This is a genomic window from Labrys wisconsinensis (genome assembly GCF_030814995.1).
Classification (GTDB): Bacteria; Pseudomonadota; Alphaproteobacteria; order Rhizobiales; family Labraceae; genus Labrys; species Labrys wisconsinensis.
The window spans coordinates 370,990-389,375 of sequence record NZ_JAUSVX010000006.1 but is presented as its reverse complement, the minus strand read 5'-3'; the positions used below and the strand labels follow the sequence as shown (position 1 = coordinate 389,375).

20 protein-coding genes are annotated in these 18,386 nt (G+C 69.3%); 4 read left to right on the top strand and 16 right to left on the bottom strand.

Annotated features, from left to right (window positions below; translation table 11 throughout):
- Positions 1 to 181: 181 nt before the first annotated feature.
- From QO011_RS18700 to QO011_RS18685, 4 genes are all read right to left on the bottom strand, one after another.
- Positions 182 to 1,177: a sugar ABC transporter substrate-binding protein gene (locus QO011_RS18700; RefSeq protein ID WP_307274920.1), complete on the bottom strand. Its 996-nt coding sequence runs from the start codon at positions 1,175 to 1,177 to the stop codon at positions 182 to 184.
- Between the two features lie 109 nt (positions 1,178 to 1,286).
- The gene (locus tag QO011_RS18695; RefSeq protein WP_307274918.1) at positions 1,287 to 2,546 is read right to left on the bottom strand and encodes an ROK family protein; all 1,260 of its coding nucleotides are present in this window, start codon (positions 2,544 to 2,546) and stop codon (positions 1,287 to 1,289) included.
- A gap of 185 nt (positions 2,547 to 2,731) precedes the next feature.
- Complete coding sequence (locus tag QO011_RS18690) at positions 2,732 to 3,547, bottom strand: DUF1499 domain-containing protein (RefSeq protein WP_307274917.1); 816 nt, start codon at positions 3,545 to 3,547, stop codon at positions 2,732 to 2,734.
- Between the two features lie 6 nt (positions 3,548 to 3,553).
- Positions 3,554 to 4,261: an HAD family hydrolase gene (locus tag QO011_RS18685; protein ID WP_307274916.1), complete on the bottom strand. Its 708-nt coding sequence runs from the start codon at positions 4,259 to 4,261 to the stop codon at positions 3,554 to 3,556.
- A gap of 153 nt (positions 4,262 to 4,414) precedes the next feature.
- Between QO011_RS18685 and QO011_RS18680 the strand changes: the two genes are divergently transcribed.
- Complete coding sequence (locus QO011_RS18680; RefSeq protein WP_307274914.1) at positions 4,415 to 5,329, top strand: DnaJ C-terminal domain-containing protein; 915 nt, start codon at positions 4,415 to 4,417, stop codon at positions 5,327 to 5,329.
- A gap of 356 nt (positions 5,330 to 5,685) precedes the next feature.
- Entirely contained in the window at positions 5,686 to 6,390 is a 705-nt protein-coding gene (locus tag QO011_RS18675; protein WP_307274913.1) for an acid phosphatase, read from the top strand.
- A 48-nt stretch (positions 6,391 to 6,438) separates the two neighbouring features.
- Here the strand turns inward: QO011_RS18675 and aroC are convergent, their stop codons facing one another.
- Both aroC and QO011_RS18665 read right to left on the bottom strand, forming a co-directional pair.
- On the bottom strand, positions 6,439 to 7,554 hold the full coding sequence (gene aroC / locus QO011_RS18670; protein ID WP_307274911.1) for a chorismate synthase: 1,116 nt from the start codon (positions 7,552 to 7,554) through the stop codon (positions 6,439 to 6,441).
- Between the two features lie 79 nt (positions 7,555 to 7,633).
- On the bottom strand, positions 7,634 to 8,029 hold the full coding sequence (locus tag QO011_RS18665; RefSeq protein WP_307274910.1) for a hypothetical protein: 396 nt from the start codon (positions 8,027 to 8,029) through the stop codon (positions 7,634 to 7,636).
- Between the two features lie 228 nt (positions 8,030 to 8,257).
- Between QO011_RS18665 and QO011_RS18660 the strand changes: the two genes are divergently transcribed.
- On the top strand, positions 8,258 to 8,518 hold the full coding sequence (locus QO011_RS18660; protein ID WP_307274908.1) for a PsiF family protein: 261 nt from the start codon (positions 8,258 to 8,260) through the stop codon (positions 8,516 to 8,518).
- A 117-nt stretch (positions 8,519 to 8,635) separates the two neighbouring features.
- On the opposite strand, the gene QO011_RS18655 is transcribed toward QO011_RS18660, so the two are convergent.
- The 5 genes from QO011_RS18655 to speB form a co-directional block, all read right to left on the bottom strand.
- Positions 8,636 to 9,223 (bottom strand): histidine phosphatase family protein, encoded by a 588-nt coding sequence (locus QO011_RS18655; protein WP_307274907.1) that lies wholly within the window; start codon positions 9,221 to 9,223, stop codon positions 8,636 to 8,638.
- 207 nt (positions 9,224 to 9,430) lie between these two features.
- Positions 9,431 to 10,249, bottom strand: coding sequence for an enoyl-ACP reductase FabI (gene fabI, locus QO011_RS18650; RefSeq protein WP_307274906.1), 819 nt, complete (start codon positions 10,247 to 10,249; stop codon positions 9,431 to 9,433).
- A gap of 197 nt (positions 10,250 to 10,446) precedes the next feature.
- On the bottom strand, positions 10,447 to 11,196 hold the full coding sequence (locus QO011_RS18645) for an SDR family NAD(P)-dependent oxidoreductase (RefSeq protein WP_307274904.1): 750 nt from the start codon (positions 11,194 to 11,196) through the stop codon (positions 10,447 to 10,449).
- 93 nt (positions 11,197 to 11,289) lie between these two features.
- Entirely contained in the window at positions 11,290 to 11,685 is a 396-nt protein-coding gene (locus tag QO011_RS18640) for a YciI family protein (protein WP_307274902.1), read from the bottom strand.
- A gap of 143 nt (positions 11,686 to 11,828) precedes the next feature.
- Positions 11,829 to 12,809, bottom strand: a complete 981-nt coding sequence (gene speB / locus QO011_RS18635) for an agmatinase (RefSeq protein ID WP_307274900.1) — start codon at positions 12,807 to 12,809, stop codon at positions 11,829 to 11,831.
- Between speB and QO011_RS18630 the strand changes: the two genes are divergently transcribed.
- The gene (locus tag QO011_RS18630; protein WP_307274899.1) at positions 12,804 to 13,073 is read left to right on the top strand and encodes a hypothetical protein; all 270 of its coding nucleotides are present in this window, start codon (positions 12,804 to 12,806) and stop codon (positions 13,071 to 13,073) included. The two genes, speB and QO011_RS18630, sit on opposite strands and share 6 nt — an antisense overlap.
- 33 nt (positions 13,074 to 13,106) lie before the next feature.
- Here QO011_RS18630 and dinB read toward each other — a convergent pair whose 3' ends face one another.
- The 5 genes from dinB to QO011_RS18605 form a co-directional block, all read right to left on the bottom strand.
- Positions 13,107 to 14,198 carry a DNA polymerase IV gene (dinB, locus tag QO011_RS18625; protein WP_307274898.1) on the bottom strand — a complete coding sequence of 364 codons (1,092 nt, stop codon included), beginning with the start codon at positions 14,196 to 14,198 and terminating at the stop codon, positions 13,107 to 13,109.
- A 90-nt stretch (positions 14,199 to 14,288) separates the two neighbouring features.
- Positions 14,289 to 14,555: a DUF2171 domain-containing protein gene (locus tag QO011_RS18620; RefSeq protein ID WP_307274951.1), complete on the bottom strand. Its 267-nt coding sequence runs from the start codon at positions 14,553 to 14,555 to the stop codon at positions 14,289 to 14,291.
- 797 nt (positions 14,556 to 15,352) lie between these two features.
- Positions 15,353 to 16,267 (bottom strand): hypothetical protein, encoded by a 915-nt coding sequence (locus QO011_RS18615; protein ID WP_307274896.1) that lies wholly within the window; start codon positions 16,265 to 16,267, stop codon positions 15,353 to 15,355.
- A 58-nt stretch (positions 16,268 to 16,325) separates the two neighbouring features.
- On the bottom strand, positions 16,326 to 17,213 hold the full coding sequence (locus QO011_RS18610) for a LysR family transcriptional regulator (RefSeq protein WP_307274894.1): 888 nt from the start codon (positions 17,211 to 17,213) through the stop codon (positions 16,326 to 16,328).
- Entirely contained in the window at positions 17,210 to 18,256 is a 1,047-nt protein-coding gene (locus QO011_RS18605) for a YeiH family protein (protein ID WP_307274948.1), read from the bottom strand. The genes QO011_RS18610 and QO011_RS18605 overlap by 4 nt, the downstream gene beginning before the upstream one ends.
- Positions 18,257 to 18,386: the final 130 nt, after the last annotated feature.

The window sequence follows — 18,386 nt, the reverse complement described above, 5'->3', positions numbered from 1 at the left end:
CGCCGGGCCGCCCCGGGTCCGCGGGCGGGGGGGGGCGGGGCCGGCCCCCCCCCCCCCGCGCGGGGGGGGGGGGGGGCCCCCCCCCCCCCCCCCCCCGCGGCGGGGGGTGGGGGGGGGGGGGGGGGGGGGGGGCCCCCCCCCCCCCCCGCAACCCGCTAGAGGCGGGAGGCGACGCGACGGCTCAGCCCCAGCACTTCTTCAGGCCTTCCTCGGTATTGATCGAGGGGACGCCTTCGACGGGCTTGTCGGTGACCAGCGTCGCGCCCGTGTCGAAGAAGTCGAGGCCGGGCGTGTTGGCGGGCTTGGTCTTTTCCTTGGCGAACTTCATGATCGCCTCGAGCCCCATGGACGCCATCAGCAGCGGATATTGCTGGGAGGTCGCGCCGATGACGCCGTCCTTGACGTTCTTGACGCCCGGGCAGCCGCCATCGATCGAGACCAGCAGCACGTCCTTCTCCTTGCCCGCGGCCTTCAGCGCCTCGTAGGCGCCGGCGGCCGCCGGCTCGTTGATGGTGTAGACCACGTTGATGGAGGGGTCCTTCTGCAGGAGGTTCTCCATGGCGGTGCGGCCGCCCTCCTCGGCCCCCTTGGTCACGTCGTGGCCGACGACGCGCGGATCGGTCTCGTCGCCATAGTGCTTCAGATTCTTGAACTCGATGCCGAAGCCCTTCATGAAGCCGTGATCGCGCAGATAGTCGACGGTCGGCTGGTTCGGCGACAGGTCGAGGAAGGCGATCCGGGCATCCTTGGCCTTGTCGCCGAGGGTCTTGTTGGCCCAGGTGCCGATCAGTTCGCCGGCCTTGAAATTGTCCGTGGCGAAGGTGGCGTCGGCCGCGTCGATCGGGTCGAGCGGCGTGTCGAGCACGATCACCAGCAGGCCGGCGTCGCGCGCCTTCTTCACAGTCGGCACGATGGCGGCGGAATCGCTCGGCACGATCATGAAGCCCTTGGCCCCGGCCGAGATCAGGCTTTCGATCGCCGCCACCTGGGCGTCGTTGTCGCCATCGTACTTGCCGGCGAAACTCTGCAGCTCGACGCCGAGCTCCTTGGCCTTGGCCTCGGCGCCCTCCTTCATCTTGACGAAGAAGGGATTGGTGTTGGTCTTGGTGATCAGCCCGACGATGTCGCCGGCCTGAGCCGCGCCGACCGCCAGCGCAGCCAGAGCTACGCCTGCCATCGCGGCCTTCAAAATCCTGTGCATCGGATCCTCCCTTGTGCGCATCGCCCGACGCGATGCTTCGTATCCGCCGCCCCGGCCCATCGGAGCGACGCGGACTCCTGCCGGATCAGGCCACACGGGCCTGATCCCGTCCCGGCGGTGCGGCCGGCCGCGCATTGGCGGCCAGGCCGGCCCGCGGGGCGAAATGGATGAACAGCGGCAGGCTCGCAGCCCCCAGCGCATGGGCGCTGGAGCCGAAGGTGCCGATACGCAGCCGCGGCGGCGTACGCGCTTCCGGGATGGCGCTTGCGAGCGCATCGCGCAAACGATCGACGATCTCGCCGAGCACGGCCGCTGAGAGATCGCCATCCAGGATGATGTTGGGCACGTCCAGCAGGGCCTGCGCCGACAGAGCCGGTCCGACCAGCGCCTCGACGCAGTCGTCCAGCCATTCCCGGAAGGCATCCGGGCAGGCGGCGATCGCAGCCGGCAGGTCGTCCATGCCCTCCACCGGCCGGCCGCAGGCCCGAAGATGGCGTATCAGCGCCACCACGGACGCACGCGTCAGCAGGATCTCAACCGGCCCGCGAGACTGTGGCGCCGAGGGGAGGCGGGACGGCGGCACCGGCATGACGGCAAGATCGCCGGCATTGCCGGAGATGCCACGCCGGTAGTCGCCGGCCAGGATGACGCCGCCGCCGATTGCAGGACCGATGAAGACATAGACGAAATCGTCGCTCTCGCGTCCGAAGCCATGGAACAGCTCGGCGATCGCCGCGGCGGTCCCGTCATTCTCCTCGTGCACGTCGAGGCCGGTTTCCCGCGCGAGGGCCGCGGCGAAATCGAAATCGTCCCAAAGGCCGAGGGCGGGATCGTGCAGATCGAGCTTGTCGAGCCAGGCGCCGAGATTGTAGGGCCGCGCCAGCCCGATGCCGAACACCCGCCCGGGCGCCAGCTCTTCCGCCGTGGCGACGAGGGCGGCGACGTCGCCGACCACGATCGCGAGGGCCGCTGCGGGTGGGGGCAGCGGCATGCAATGTGAGCGCCGGGCGACGAGGGCGCCGCCGAGATCCACCAGAGCGGTTTCGATGCGGTTGCGGTCGAGCCGGACGCCGATGCCGTAAGCCCCGCTCGGCTCCAGACGAAGGATCGTCGCGGGCTGGCCGCGCCGGCCCTCGTTGCGCTTGCCGACTTCCGACACCAGGCCGAGGTCGCGCAAGTCGGCGACGATCTGGCCGATAGCCGTGTTGGTGAGGTCCGCCGCCCTGGCCAGATCCGCCTTCGACGCTTCGCCGAGCCGGCGAAGGCGCTGCAGCACCAGACGCTGGTGATAATGGCGCAACTGGGCCGATGTCAGCCCGCGCCCTGCAAGCGATGCAGAAGCCATGCCGTTCCCGCGCTTCCTGGCCTCGCAAGCTCTTGGATGGCTTGCGCTTTATTAATTCAACGTCGTTCAATAAATATGCGATCCTCAGCGCTGTCAAGCTGCAGATGGCCAGCTTCGGAAGCCGATGCCCGTCCCTGTCGACGCCCTTGGTTCCGGCTCCCGGGGTCGCCGGAGCTCCGAGCCGGCTATTCGCCGGATTGCGTGGAGATCGGGATCAGGGCACGGGTGCGCAGGTCCTCGAGGAAGGCGTCGATCCGTTCGGCATTGGCATCGAAGTCGAAACGGCCATAGCGGGAGGCCGAGCGCATGTCGACGCGTGTGCGGCCATCCTCGTCGCGCAGGCGGATGGCAATGTCATCCTCCAGGCCGAGCACCAGGGATTTCGTGACCGCCTCGATCCTGCCGGCTGGGCTGCGTACAGGCACGCGGCCCTGCGTGTCCGGCAGAGCGAGCGGCGTGTCGGCAATCAGCTGCCACTTGCGCTCCTTGAGCAAGGTCAGCACCAGCTTGCGCGTCTCCTCGGGCGGCAGATCCACGAGCAGCGGGTGGATCTCCGGATAGGCTCGCTTCTGGCGCGCGATCAGCACGGGATCGTAGCGGGTGGAATTGGCATCGCGCGGGCGCAGCCGCGCCGCGGCGACGAAGGCCGGAGGCATCTCGAAATCGGTGGTGACGTCGTTGATCGCCGGCGCGCCCACGGCTTTGCCGGCATAGTAGGCCGCCGGTGTCAGCAGAGCGCCGGCGAGGGCGAACCCGGCAAAGGCGCGACCGGCTCCCGCCGCACCGCTGCGCCAGATCCGCACGAAGGCAAGCAGCGCCAGCAGCACCGCCAGCAACGCGACCAGGAGGCTCGCCGCCAGCGCCGTCATGCCCGGCCTGACGCCGACGATACCGAAGCGCAGCACGAGCACCGAGATCGCCGCGGCGTAGAAGGCGAAGACCGCGACCAGTCGCGCGGCGCTCGCCACTGCAATCGGCTTGCGGACGATGAAGAGGCGCATCGGCGCTCAGGCGCGCAGGCGGCGCAGCAGCGCCGGCAGCGCCATGATGTCGGGCAGGACGTGGTCGGCATGCTCGGCGAGTTCCGCCTCGCCCGCAAAGCCCGAGAGCACGCCGATCGCCGTGGCTCCGGCGGCCCTGGCCGCATGGAGGTCGTGCAACGTGTCGCCGACCAGCGCCGTTTCGCCGGGGGCGACGCCGAACCGCCGGGCGCAGGCGAGGATCGGGCCCGGCTCGGGCTTGCGGCCATGCCCGGAATCATAGCCGATGATCGCGTCGAACCAGGCGGTGAGGCCGAGCTTGTCGCATTGGGCGCGGGCGCCGGCCTCCGAATCGTTGGTGATGACGCCGAGGGCGTAGCCCTCCCGCCTCAGCTCGGCCAGCATCAGGGTCGGCTCGCCGATGGGCGCGACCGTGGCCAGCCCCTCCTCCCGGAACATCCCGTCCATGCGCGAGAAGAACGCCGCGTCGGCCGCCACCCCGAGCACCGAGGCCCAGGTGACGCCGTAGTCGGCCGAGGACTGTGCGATCATCGGCGAGGTCGAACGGATCAAGCCGGTCTCGACGTCGAAATGGTTCACCTCGATCAGTTGGCGAAGCTTGTCCTCGTCCCCCGCTGCCAGGCGCCGCATCACCGCATGGGCGGCCGGGCTCCAGGTCGAATGAAAGTCGACAAAGGTCCCGTCCTTGTCGAAGAGGATGGCGCGCAGCGGCATGAGCTGGATCCGGAATGCTTTGACGATCCATAGCGCGCCGGCGAGGCCGCGAACAGACGTTGCGAATCCGCTTCGCGCTTCCCATCTAGGGCCATGGCCATGGCCGAATGGCGTGGCAGGCCGGCCGCCCCAGGGGACCGGCGGGAGGGGTTTATGCGTGATCCTTATACTGTACTGGGCGTATCGAAGTCGGCAGGCGCCACCGATATCAAGAAGGCGTTCCGCAAGCTCGCCAAGCAATATCATCCGGATCAGAACAGTGATCCGAAGGCAGCCGCCAAGTTCGCTGAGGTGAACAGCGCCTACGAGATCCTCGGCGACGAGAAGAAGCGTGCCCAGTTCGACCGCGGCGAGATCGACGCCGAGGGCAAGCCGCGCTTCCACGGATTCGAAGGGTTCGGGGCCGGCGGTCCCGGCGGCGCGGGCCAGGATACCCGCTTCGAGTTCAATTTCGGCGGCGGGCGCGGCCGCCGCGGCGGCGGCTTCGAAGACATTCTCAGCGAAATGTTCGGCGGCGGTGGACGCGCCGGCACGCGAGAAGCTGCGCCGCGCGGCGCCGACGTCCAGGCAACCGTGCGCGCGCCCTTCACCACCTGGGCGCTCGGCGGCAAGGTCCGGATCGACTTGCCCGGCGGCAGCGTCGATGTCACCGTCCCCGCCGGCATCGCCGAGGGCAAGACCATCCGGCTCAAGGGCCAGGGCGAGCCCAGCCCGTTCCGCGGGGAGTCCGGCGACGCGCTGGTGACGGTGACGGTCGAGCCACATCCGCAGTTCCGTGCCGACGGCCGCAACGTGCGGGTCGACGTCAACGTCACGCTCTACGAGGCGGCGCTCGGCGGCAAGGTGCGGGTGCCGACCCTCGACGGCTCGGTGGACCTGACATTGCCGCCGGGCACCAGCGGAGCGCGGACCTTCCGTCTCAAGGGCAAGGGCATCCAGGCCAAGGATGGGCCCGGCGATCTCCTGGTGACGCCGCGCGTCGTGCTGCCCGAGCGGATCGACCCGGATCTCGCGGCGGCGCTGAAGCGCCTGCGCGACGAACGACCCTATGACCCCGGGCGGAGTTGACGGACCGGACGATGCCCCGCGACGAGTGGGGGCATCGGTCCGCTGGCCGATGTCTTCCTCACCGATCTCAACCGAGGCGTCGGCTTTGCGCGCGTGGGCTGACCTGGCTCGACCGCGGCGAAGCGGTACCCGACCCCGCCACCTGGGGCGTGTGAAGGCGGCGGCGCGCCAGGCGCCGGAGAGCCCAGGCAGCTTGCCGCGGCTTTCGCCACGCCTTGATTTTGCATTCCCCGTGCAAAATCAAGGCGGCTCGGACTGCCAGGAGCAGGCAGGTCCGGGAGACCCTGCTCGGCGTCATGACCCGGTCACAGCCTCGCCCCTAAGTCGCACTGCTCATCACCACTGGGGGTTGTTCGATGCGACCATTGACCAAACTGCTTGCCCTTGCCCTGATCGCGGGCCTCGGGTTCTCCACCCTTCCGGCCGCCGCCGACGAAGCCAAGCCCTTCATCACCGCAGCCGATCTCGACCTCGTCCGGATCCTGCCGCCACCGCCCGCCAATGATTCGGCCAAGACCAAGGCCGAGCTCGGCGAGGTGCTGACGCTGCAGGTGACGCGCACGCCCGAAATGGAGGCGCGGGCCAAGGCCGATGCCGAGGAGAACGTCTGGCGCTTCGCCGACGTGATGGGACCGAAATTCGCCAGCGAGAATCTGCCCAAGTTCTCCGCCTTCTTCGCCCGCGTCGTCGAGACCGAGGGCGCTGTGGTCGACCCGGCGAAATCCGTCTGGAAGCGGCCGCGGCCGCATCAGCTCTCCGACCTGGTTCATCCCGCGGTGCCGATGTCGAAGTCCGGCGGCTGGCCGTCGGGTCATGCGACGGTCGGCACGCTGATGGGGATCGTCCTGTCCGATATGGTCCCGGAGAAGCGGGCCGAGATCATGGCGCGAGCCTGGGAGTTCGGCGACAACCGCGTGATCGGCGGCATCCATTTCCGCTCCGACGTGGAGATGGGCCGCATCGCCGGCAGCCTGATCGCCGCCAACATCATGACGCGCGACGACTTCAAGGCCGAGTACGAAGTGGCCCGGACCGAGCTGCGCTCCGACCTCGGCATGTAACGGGTCCGACCGGCCGCGGCGACGAGCGCAGCCGTCGCCGCGGCCGACTCAAGCCTGGAACGGCCAGGCCAGCGGCGCGCCTGTCTGGCCACGGTGCCGCAGGAAATGGTCGGCGATGACGCAGGCCATCATCGCCTCTCCCACCGGCACGGCCCGGATGCCGACGCAGGGGTCGTGGCGCCCCTTGGTGACGATCTCGGTGTCGTGGCCGTGGCGATCGACGGTGCGTCGCGGCTGCAGGATCGACGATGTCGGCTTGACCGCGAAGCGGCAGACCACCGGCTGCCCGGTGGAGATGCCGCCGAGGATGCCGCCGGCGTGGTTGGACAGGAACAGCAGCCGGCCGTCATTGCCCATGCGCATCTCGTCGGCATTGCTCTCGCCGGAGAGCTCGGCTGCCGCGAAGCCATCGCCGATCTCGACGCCCTTGACCGCGTTGATGCTCATCATGGCGGCCGCAAGATCAGCGTCGAGCTTGCCGTAGACGGGTGCGCCGAGCCCGGGCGGCACGCCCTCGGCCACCACCTCGATCACCGCGCCGATGGACGAGCCCGCCTTGCGCACGCCGTCGAGATAGGTCTCGAAGACGGCCGCCGCCTTGGCGTCCGGGCAGAAGAATGGGTTGTTGGCGACCTCGTCCCAGTCCCAATTGCCGCGGTCGATACGGTGCGGGCCCATCTGCACCAGGGCGCCGCGCACGACGAGGCCGGGCACGACCTGCCGGGCGATGGCGCCGGCGGCCACCCGCGCCGCCGTCTCGCGGGCCGAGGAACGCCCGCCGCCGCGATAGTCCCGGATGCCGTATTTGATGTCGTAGGCATAGTCGGCGTGGCCCGGACGATACCTGTCCTTGATCTCGCCGTAATCCTTGGAGCGCTGGTCGACGTTCTCGATCATGAGGCTGATCGGCGTGCCGGTGGTCACCAGCGTTCCCGTGGCCTCGTCCGTCATCACCCCGGAGAGGATCCTGACCTGGTCCGGCTCGCGTCGCTGCGTGGTGAAGCGGCTCTGGCCGGGCTTGCGGCGGTCGAGGAAGGACTGGATCAGCGCCTCGCTGACCGGCAGGCGTGGCGGACATCCGTCGATAACGCAGCCGAGAGCAGGTCCGTGGCTTTCGCCCCAGGTGGTGACACGGAAGAGATGGCCGAAACTGTTGAACGACATGGAAAACGCCGGACCGGAGGACGGCGTGTTCTAGGCGGCGGGCCGGCAGGGGTCAAATGCCTCCCGGCCCGCCACGGCGTCATTTCACGGTGACGGCGTAGTCCACGGTGATGTAGCGCTGGAATTGCTCGCCGGTGTTGATGGGCAAGGTGTAGGAAATGGAGACCGTGTCGGTTCCCCTGAAGCCCTTGGCCGGCCGATACACCAGCCACTGGGCTTTCACCACCTTGCCGGCGCACTGGGCGTAGTCCTTGGGCAGCGGCGCTGCCTGTTCGACGATGGCCGCAACGCCATGGGCCGGCTGTGGCGAGATCTTGGCGTTGCGCACGCGATAGGCGACGCAATTCTGGCGTTCCAGACCAAACAAGGCATCGATCACACCGCCCTTGTCGGCCGGCACGGTGCGCTCGATCGTTTCGCCCGAGGCTGCTGTCGCGGCGAAGCTCAAGGCGGCGATGATGACAGAACGAAGCATGAAGACCCCCGATGCCCGCCTTCTGGCGGGTATTGCAGAAGGACCACAACCCAGAGCATTTGACGAGTCGGAAAAGCCACGATTTCGCCGCACCGCCGCCTTCGATCAACGGACTGGCGCGAGAAAGACACGATATCGTCGCAATTTCACCACGACTCCGGCTCCAATTTCGCCCCGGGGGGCATAATCAACCTTCGTGGAACACTCCCGCGATCAGACGAGGAAACCATGACATCGCTCAAGACAACCGCGCTCGCCGCCGCCTTCGCGTTTCTGGTCGGGACCAGTCTCAGCTTCGCGCAGACCACGCCGGCGCCCACGACGCCCGCTCCCGCCACGCCTGCACCGGCCACGACGCCGATGAAGGCGACTTCGACGAAGAAGGCCGCCATGTCGAAGGAGTGCTATGCGGAAGCCACCAAGCAGAACTTGCATGGCAAGGCGCGCAAGAAATTCCACGCTGAGTGCATGAAGAAGGCCACGATGTAATCGCCGTGGCCGCCTGTCGGCGGCCATCGACTTTCGGCAGGCTGGGTCACCCAGCCTGCCGGCCCGGGCCAGATGCAGCCGCGCGGCATGTCATGGCCCGCCGGCTGTTGTTCAGGGTCAGACCCAGTCCGCCCGGCCCTCGCGGAAGACGATCAGCTTGCCCTGCCAGATCGGTGCATCGGCTGCCTCGTCCGGGTTCATGCCGGTCAGGATGACGAACAGCACGCGGGCAACGCCGCCATGGCTGACCACGATGCTGTCGCGATCGACATGTTCCAGCCAGCCGGCGATGCGGTCGCGCAGCATGGCGTAGCTCTCGGCCCGGTCGGGCGGAACATAGCCCCATTTGTCGGCGAAGCGGGCCTCGACGCCAGCATTGTCGACCCGGCGCAGCTCCTTCCAGGTGTGCCCTTCCCACGCGCCGAAGGTCAGCTCCTTCAGCCGGTCGTCGATTTGATAGCTGACCGACGGCAGGCCGATGGCGCGGCGGGCGCGCTCGGCGGTCTCGCGCGTGCGCGCCAAGGGGCTGACGAGCCAGGGCAGGTCCTCCGGACGCGCCATGATGTCGCGCAGCTTGCGGCCCGCCTGGTCCGCCTGCACGCGGCCGACGTCGTTGAGAGGGATATCGGACTGGCCCTGCAGGCGGCCTTCCACATTCCAATCGGTTTCGCCATGGCGAATGAAGTACAGAACAGGCACGGCCATCCGTTCGCTGGAGGTTCGGGAAGCGGCTCGGCGCGCGTCGACCACGTGGAGCCGCTTCCAGAATTCGCCGGTTTCCCCGAAGATTTCAAGGCTGACGGCGTCCGATCTCTCACATCCCGCCTTGCCGGTCCGAGAGGGCTCGCGACGACCCGCGTCGTCTTTCCCCCGGCAGGACGCACAGCCCGGCCGGCGCTCCTGCTCCCGACGTCACTCCTTGCCGGCGACGGCGATGTCGGGCGCCGTCGGATTCTTCATGCCGACGATGTGGTAGCCGGCATCGACATGATGCATCTCGCCGGTGACGCCGCGCGACATGTCGGAGAGCAGGTAGGCCGCGGACTCGCCGACCTCGTCGATGGTCACGGTGCGGCGCAGCGGCGCGTTGTATTCGTTCCACTTCAGGATGTAGCGGAAGTCGCCGATGCCGGAGGCGGCGAGCGTCTTGATCGGTCCGGCCGAGATGGCGTTGACGCGGATGCCCTGCTCGCCGAGATCGGCGGCGAGGTAGCGCACCGATGCTTCGAGCGCGGCCTTGGCGACACCCATGACGTTGTAGTGCGGCATCCATTTCTCGGCGCCGTAATAGGTCAGCGTCAGCAGAGAGCCGCCCTGGCTCATCAGCTTCTCCGCCCGCTGGGCGACGGCGGTGAAGGAATAGCAGCTGATCAGCATCGTCTTGGTGAAGTTGTCCTCGCTGGTCTCGAGGTAGCGGCCGTCGAGCTGGTCCTTGTCGGAGAAGGCGATGGCATGCACGAGGAAGTCCAGACGGCCCCATTTCTGTCGCAGCGTCTCGAACACGGCATCAATGGTGGCACCGTCGGTGACGTCGCAATGGCCGGCGATCACGGCGTCGAGCTCTGCGGCGAGGGGCTCGACGCGCTTCTTCAGCGCCTCGCCCTGGTAGGTCAGCGCCAAGTCCGCGCCATGCGCCTTGCAGGCCTTGGCGATGCCCCAGGCTATCGAACGATTGTTCGCCACGCCCATGATCAGGCCGCGCTTGCCAGCCATCAAACCGCTTGTCGTCATTCCGTGACTGCCATGTTCGCTAATTCCATCCGGAAACGGCCGGAGGCTGCGACGCAGCCGCGCTTCCCGATGAATTCCAGGGAGCGGCATGAATACCGGAAGCCCGCGCGGCATGGAAGGGCCGAGAAGGGGTTATTCCAGTCGCCGGGACGGGCGATTCATCGGCCTTGCAGCGAGCGGATCGGCGGCGATCGCGCTCAGACGTGCTGGCCGCCATTGATGGCGATCTCGGCGCCGTTCACATAGGAGGACTGGTCAGTGCACAGGAAGTAGATGGTCTTGGCCACCTCGTCGGGCGTGCCGAGGCGGCGCATCGGGATCTGCGCCACGATCTTCTCGGTGCCGGGCGAGAGGATCGCCGTGTCGATCTCGCCCGGGGCGATGGCGTTGACGCGGATGCCGTGCGGGGCGAAGTCCGATGCCATCTCGCGCGTCAGCGCCGCCAGCGCCGCCTTGGAGGTGGCGTAAGCCGCGCCCGCGAAGGGATGGACGCGACCTCCGGCGATCGAGGTGACGTTGACCACCGAGCCCCGCGCCGCGGCGAGTTCCTGCATCAGCCCGCGCGCCAGCATGATCGGCGCGAAGAAGTTGACCTGGAACACCCATTGCCAGTCGGCGATGCTGGTCTCCAGCGTACCCAGGCGCGAGCCGCCCTGCCCCTTGGGCGAGATCGCCGCGTTGTTGACCAGCGCGTGGAGGTGGCCGCCGTCGATGCGCCGCCGGATCTCGCCGATCGCCGCCTCGGTGTTTCCGGGATCGGCGAGGTCGACCTGGATGTGATCCTCCGGCCCCGCCTCCCACGGGCATTCCTCCGGAAAGGCATGCCGCGAGCAGGTCAGGACCCGCCAACCCGCCGCCGAGAACCGTTTGACCGTGGCGTGGCCGATGCCGCGCGAAGCCCCCGTGAGGAGCATGGTGCGGCGGGGAAGGTTGGCGGACGAGCTCATCAGCGATAGGTCGTCCGGCGCCGTGTAAAAATCAAGCGCGCCGTGCGCCTGGGCCTGTGACATAGTCTCCCGGTGTCACGAGCCCCGTTCCGGTCATGCGCCCTCGGCCGGCGCCTCCGTCACCGGGAACGGCCGGCCGGGGCGATAGAGCATGATCGGACGGATCTCGTAGACGGCCGTGGGATTGGCGCGCCGCAGGTCGCGGGCGGCGCCGATCGCCTCTTCATGCGTGGCGCAGTCCACCACATAGAAGCCGAGGAGCTGCTCCTTGGTCTCGGCGAAGGGACCGTCGATCACCAGTCCGGCGCCGGGGCCGCGCAGGGTGCTGGCTCGCGCCGTCGCCCCGAGCCGCGCCGCCGGTCCGAGCCGGCCCTCTCGGTGGAATTGACCATGGACACGCTGCAGATCGGCCATGAGCGCGGCGTCTTCCTCCGGCGTCCAGGATGCGACCACATCCTCCTCGTGATAGGCCAGGATGGCATAGAGCATGGCATCTCACCTCGTCTTCCCGCGCGACGGATACGGGCTGCCCCCCAAGGACGCCCACGCGACGCCGATCCCGACATCGCGCTCGCCCGGACCATAGCCGTTCGACCGCGCGATGGCGACGGACGACACGCGGAGCCGCGAGACTACGGCTCCCCGGGGAGCCCCCCGGCCCTGCGCCGCGCCGCCAGGCTCCTGGCGATGACGCAGAGCAGCTCGAAGGCCATGGTCGCCCCGGCGAGCGCGGTCAGGCCCGCCACGTCGAAGGGCGGCGCCACTTCGACCACGTCGGCGCCCACAATGGCGACGCCATCGAGCAGCCGCACCATCTGCTGCGCCTCGCGGGTGGAAAAGCCGCCGATCTCGGGCGTGCCGGTGCCAGGCGCCATGGATGGATCGATGCTGTCGATGTCGAAGGAAACGTAGGTCGGCGCATCGCCGACGATGCGCCGGGCCTCGGCCATGATCTCGAGCGGGCCGCGGGCGACGAATTCCTCCATGTAGACGACGCGCATGCCCTGGGCCCGAGCCCAATCGTGCTCGGCCGGATCATAGATCGAGCCGCGGATGCCGATCTGGACGGTGCGTCGGGGATCGATCAGCCCTTCCTCGACCGCCCGTCGGAAGGGCGTGCCGTGGGTGTAGCGATTGTCGCCGAAATAGGTGTCGTTGGTGTCGGAATGCGCATCGAAATGGATGAGCCCGACCGGCCGGGCTCGTGCCACGGCGCGCAGCACCGGCAGGGTGACGAGATGATCGCCGCCGATGCCGAGCGGGATGGCGCCGGCGGCGGCGATCGCCGCGACCCCGGCCTCGATGCGGGCGAGGCCGTCCTTGAGGTCGATGGGATTGACCGAGAGGTCGCCGATATCGGCGACGCGGGCGAGGCTGAACGGCTCGGTGCCGGAGACGTGGTGGACGCGGCGCACCAGGCTCGACTGGTTGCGCACCTCGCGCGGGCCGTGGCGGGCGCCGGCGCGGTTGGTGGTGCCACCGTCCCAGGGCACGCCGTAGAGCGCAATGTCGAGCCCTTCGGCCGAGGCGACGAGCGGCAGCCGCATGAAGGTCGCCACCCCGGCGAACCGGGGAACCAGCGCCGCATCGACAGGTTGAAAGCTCTCGTGCATCATCGCCTCACTGCGGTCCGACTTCCCTGCGCACGGCGCGTCGATGCCGCCGGCGACGCCATCGATCCGTCATCGCCGACCACCGGTCAATATGCCCATGGTCCGAAAGCAGGCGATCCTGCGCTGGTCATCGCGCTCGGATCCCGGCGCCTGAGGCACCGGCAGCATCCCGCGCGTGAAGCCAGCATCGCGGACCTGGAGCGTGATCGCTTCAAGTTGAATCGATCACGCTCTCTATCGCTTTGTTTCGACGCATTTCCTTGACGCGAACCGAGTGCCGCTTCGCTGGAAAACGCTTCAGGACGCCGGCTCCAACCCGAGGTCGAGCTGCCCGGAGGCCTCGTGGGCGGCGGGCTCGAAGCCGGACAGCGTCACGCCGATGAGGCGGATGCCGGCGACCAGCGGGAAGACGCTGCGCGCCAGGGCCAGGCTGACATCGTGCAGGGCCTCGCGCGATGTCACCGGAGCCGGCAGGGTGCGGCTGCGCGTCGCCTGCCTGAAATCGGCATAGCGGATCTTCACGGTCACGGTGCGGCCGAAGGCCTGCGCCTTCTCGCACCAGGCCCAGACCTCGTCCGCCATGGCCCGCACCCCGGCTTCGACGGCGGCCGGCTCGGTCAGGTCGTCGGCATAGGTGGTCTCCGATCCCGACGACTTGCGCGGCCGGTCCGGCACCACCGGGCGATCGTCCTCGCCCCGGGCGATGGCGTGGTACCACGGCCCGGCCTTGCCGAAATGCGCCATGAGGAAGGCCAGCGGCTGACGCATGAGATCGGCGCCGGAGAAGATGCCGAGCCGGTTCATCTTTTCGGCGGTGACCGGCCCGACGCCATGGAAGCGGCCGACCGGCAAGGCCGCGACGAAGCCAGGCCCCGCGGCTGGGGTGATCACGAACTGCCCGTTCGGCTTGCGCTGGTCCGAGGCGAGCTTGGCGAGGAACTTGTTGTAGGAGATGCCGGCCGAGGCGGTGAGGCCGGTCTCGGCGAGGATGCGGGCGCGGATCTCGCTCGCCGTCGCCGACGCGGTCGCAGGCGCACGCAGATTGCGGGTGACGTCGAGATAGGCTTCGTCGAGCGAGAGGGGCTCGACCAGCGGGGTATAGTCGGCCAGGATGGCATGGATCTGCCGCGACACCGCCCGATAGATTTCGAATCGCGGCGCCACGAACATCAGCTCGGGGCATTTGCGCAGCGCCGTCGTCGAGGGCATGGCCGAGCGCACGCCGTAGGCCCGCGCCTCGTAGCTCGCGGCGGCGACGACGCCGCGCCTGGCGGCATATCCCACCGCCACGGGGCGACCGCGCAAGGCGGGGTCGTCACGCTGCTCGACCGACGCGTAGAAGGCGTCCATGTCGATATGGATGATCTTGCGCGGACCGGCATCGCTCATGACGCCGATCCTAAGCCTGTTCGAACGGAAGGGGAACGGCTGCGCTGCCGCTCCCACAGCTGCCTCGGCGATGCGCCCCGCCCCGACGGCCTACCAGCTCGCCCGGACCTCGGGCGCGGCCTTCGTCAGATGGACATGGGCGTCGACATGGTCGACCCAGGCCAGCGGCACATAGTGGTGCCGGCCGTCCGGCGAGGTGTTCTTGGCCAGCTTGATCTGGTCGCGCCCGTCGAGATGGTCGACCGTGCCGACCCTGGTGCCGTCGGCGGCGATCACCTCCATGCGCTCGAGGATGCCGCTGGCTGCGGTCGAGGACGGGGGCTGCGGCGCCTCGACGCGCCCGCCCTGCGCCGGCATCGCGGGGATGCCGGCACCGGTCGCGCCCGTCACCGGCACGGCGGAGGTGGGACTGTCGGCGGCGGGAACGGCCTGCGCGCCGTCGACGGGCACCGCATCGATCCAGCCGGCCTGTCGCCAGGCCTCCGGCGGCTCGGTGATGTCCACCGCGTCGTGCTCGTCCAGAACGGTCTGGACGAGATCGACCTCCCCGGGTTCGACGGCGATGTGGAGCAGCGTGCCGCTCCGGCCCATGCTGTCCTCGTAGACGCCGCGCCCCTCGTCGGCGGTGAACAGCCGCATCAGCGACGCCCAGAAGCCGCCCTCCCCGCGCTCGGGGTTGTCGAAGCTGCCGACCTCCCGGGACGGCTCCGCCGCCTCTCTATCCGGCAGCAGCGTCACGGCGCTGCGGCTGATGCCGGCGGCGACGAGATCCTCGATGGCCTTGGTGGCTTCGACGCGGCTGTCAAAGAAGGCCTTGATAATCTCGGTCATGGCTTTCTCCTGCACTGGCAATGGGCGGGTCGTGGCGGCCGTCCGGCAAAGCCATCGTTGAGCCGATCATCCCGGAAGACTGTTTCGGCTGGCCCGGCCGGCCCGCGCTCTTCCCGCATGAAGGTCGCCGCAAGGGCAGCGGCAACGTTCTTGCCAGATCAATGCGCCGGCCCTGCAAGAAGTTCCGCGCGGCCGCTGCCATGCCCCAGGCAAAGGACGGAATGTTCTGGGGCATTTTCGGCAATCCGGCCCGGCAAGACCATGACGGCCTCGGCGGAAGGACTTTGCCTGTCTCACCATGCCCGTGCGGTCGACACCATCGTTCAGGCCGGATCGGTGGGTCGCTCCTCGGCTCCGCCCATGCGGCGGGCCGCCGCCCGCTCGCGAGCTCGCGCGGTCCGCCGCGCCTGCCTGAGGTCGTCGCGGCCGGGCTGCCACCAGCCGCGGGCCCGCTCGGGCTCGCCGGGAGGATGGCGCGCCGGCCATGCCGCGATCAGCTCCGCCAGGCTCGGCACGCGCCAGTCCGCCCAGACGAAGTCGAGATCGTCCCGGTCCGCGTGGGGATAGAACGCGGCTGCGACGGCGGGGTCGACGATCTCGCCGGCCGTATCGACGAAGACGACGATGCCGTAGCCGGCCGTCATCACCGGCTGGTTCGGCGGCGGCAGGGCATCGGCGGCGACGGGATAACGCCGGCGCCGGCGTTCGGCCGCCAGCCGCGCGGCTTGCGGCTGCCGGACCGCCCCCTCGGCTTCCCGCCGGCGGCGCTGCCTTTCCGCCGGCTCGTTGCGGCGGGCCGCCGCCTCGATCGTCGGCCAGCGCCGCCTGAGCTCGTCATAGGAGCGGAACGGCACGCGCCAGACCCGCATATCCTCGTCCCAATACGCCCATGGCACCTCCCGCAATTGCTCCACCACCGTCCTGGAGTAGGGCGTGCGGATGCGCAGGTCCTCGGCCGGCTCGAGATAAGGGCTGTCGATCGGATCGAAGGCGAAGGCATCGCGCCCGCGGTCATCGACATGGGCTTCGCCAGCCTCGACCTCGCCAGCGAACCAGCGGGCGAGGCGCTGCGCCGCCCGCACGCCCGGCACGAACCAGGCACGCTCGTCATTGCGCCAGCGCGCCTGCGGGAAGGCAGCGCGGAAGCGCTCGACCAGGGCGCGATCATAGGGGAAGGTCGCGATGGCGCCGCGATCGCCGTCTTCCTCTTCCACGGGCCTGATGATGACGCCGTCCATGCCGCTCTCCCGGGCGGGACAGTAGCAAGGTCGGAGACGGATCGGCAGGCCACAAGGGTCAACCCGTCGGCTCGCCGAGGAGACGGTAGAGCTCGCGCTCGGCCTGGGTGCGATAGCGCTCCTTGTGGCGCAGGGCGAAGAAGCGGCGCTGCGGCAGCGCGATGTCGACGGCGGCCAGCGTGCCGGCCTTCAGCGAAGAGGCAACCACCAGCTCCGAGATCACCGTCGCCCCGGCGCCCGCCTCCACGGCAGCCCGCACGGCCTCGTTCGAGGGCAGCTCCAGGGCGATGTCGAGCGTGTCGGGCCTGACGGCGAGGGCCCGCAGCACCGCCTCGAGCACGGCGCGGGTGCCCGAGCCGCGCTCGCGCAGCACCCAGCGCGCCGTGGCGAAGGCGTCCGGCGGCTCGGGCGCCCGCGCCGCCCAGGGATGGTCGGGCGCCACCACCAGGACGAGGCGGTCCTCGGCCACGGCATCGACGGCGAGCGCGGCATCGTCGACCTCGCCCTCGACGATGCCGACATGCGCCTCGCCCTCGCGTACCATGGCCGCCACCGTGGTGGTGTTGCCGATCGACAACGTCACGGCGATGCCGGGATGACGGATGCGATAGCGGTGGATCAGGCGCGGCAGCCAGTAATTGCCGACGGTCTGGCTGGCGGCGAGAGCCAGCGAGCCGCGCCTGAGACCGGCGAGGTCGGCCAGCACCGTCTCCGCCGCGCCTGCCCTGGCCAGGACGGCGCGGGCCTCGACCAGGAACAGGCGCCCGGCCTCGGTCAGCACGATGCGCCGTCCCACCCGGTCGAACAGCCTCGTGGCATAACGTGCTTCGAGCGCGGCGATGGCCGCGCTCGTCGCCGACTGGGTCAGGTTGAGGTCGCGCGCGCCCCGGGTGACATGCTCCTGCTCGGCGACCGCAACGAAGATCCGCAGCTGTTCCAGCGTCATGTCGTCATCTTCACCAGCGCGAGGCTGAAGCCGGCGATGAACAGGAAGGCCGCGAACCCCAGCACCAGCGGCCGCATGCCCCGGGCACGCAGCTTGCGAATATCCGTCTCCAGGCCCATCGCCGCCAGTGCCATGGTGAGCAGCACCGTCGCGGTGGTGGCGATGTCGGCCTTCAGGCCGGCGGGCAGCGTCACCAGGCTGTTGAGACCGACGAGCGCGACGAAGCCGAGCACGAACCAGGGCATGGGCGACCTGGCCGCGACTTCGGCCGTTCCCGTGCGACGCGCGCGGCGGGCCGCGGCCAGCGCGAGCACGATCACGGTCGGCGCCAGCATCATCACACGGGAGAGCTTGGCGATGGTGCCGAACTCGCCGGCCTCGCGCCCGTTCTGGAAGGTGGCGGCGACGACCTGTGCGATCTCGTGGATCGAAGCGCCCGCCCACAGGCCATAGGCATGGGCGTCGAGATCGAGCAGCCTCGGCAGCAGGGGATAGATGAACATCGCCACGGAGCCGAACACGGTGACGCAGGCGACGGCGTAGGCGACGTCCTCGTCCCGGGCGCCCGTGACCGTGTTGGTGGCGATGACCGCCGAAGCGCCGCAGATCGAGGTGCCGGCGGCGATCAGCTCGACGAGGCCGCGCTCGACCCCGAGCAGCCGGCCGAGCGCCGTGGTGAACAGGAAGGTCGCCAGCAGCGTCAGGGCGATGACGCCGATGCCGGTGCCGCCGACGGCGGCAACCTGCTGGGCCGTGAGCTGCAGCCCGAGCAGCACGATGGCGAGGCGCAGCAGCTTGCGCAGCGACAAGACCACGCCCGGCCTGGCGCGGGCCGGCGTGCCCCAGAGATTGTGGAAGGCCATGCCGATGACGATCGCCAGGATCATCGGGCTGAAGGCGGCAAGGCCCGGCAGCTGCCGCAGCGCGAAGGCGAGACCGGCGACGGCCGCGGTCAGGGCAAGGCCGGGCAGCACGCCGGCGTGGATCGGCGTGGGCGTCGAGCCGGCGAGGGCCGCCGGGCGGCTGACGGTTCTGGCGATCATGCTCATGCCGGTCTCTCCTGTCCCGGCGGACGATCGCAAGGTCGGATCAATCGATCCAACGCATTATATAGCTCGAACCATTCGCCTCAATCGAACGATTGGACCGACATCTCGTCGGCGTGGCCGGTCC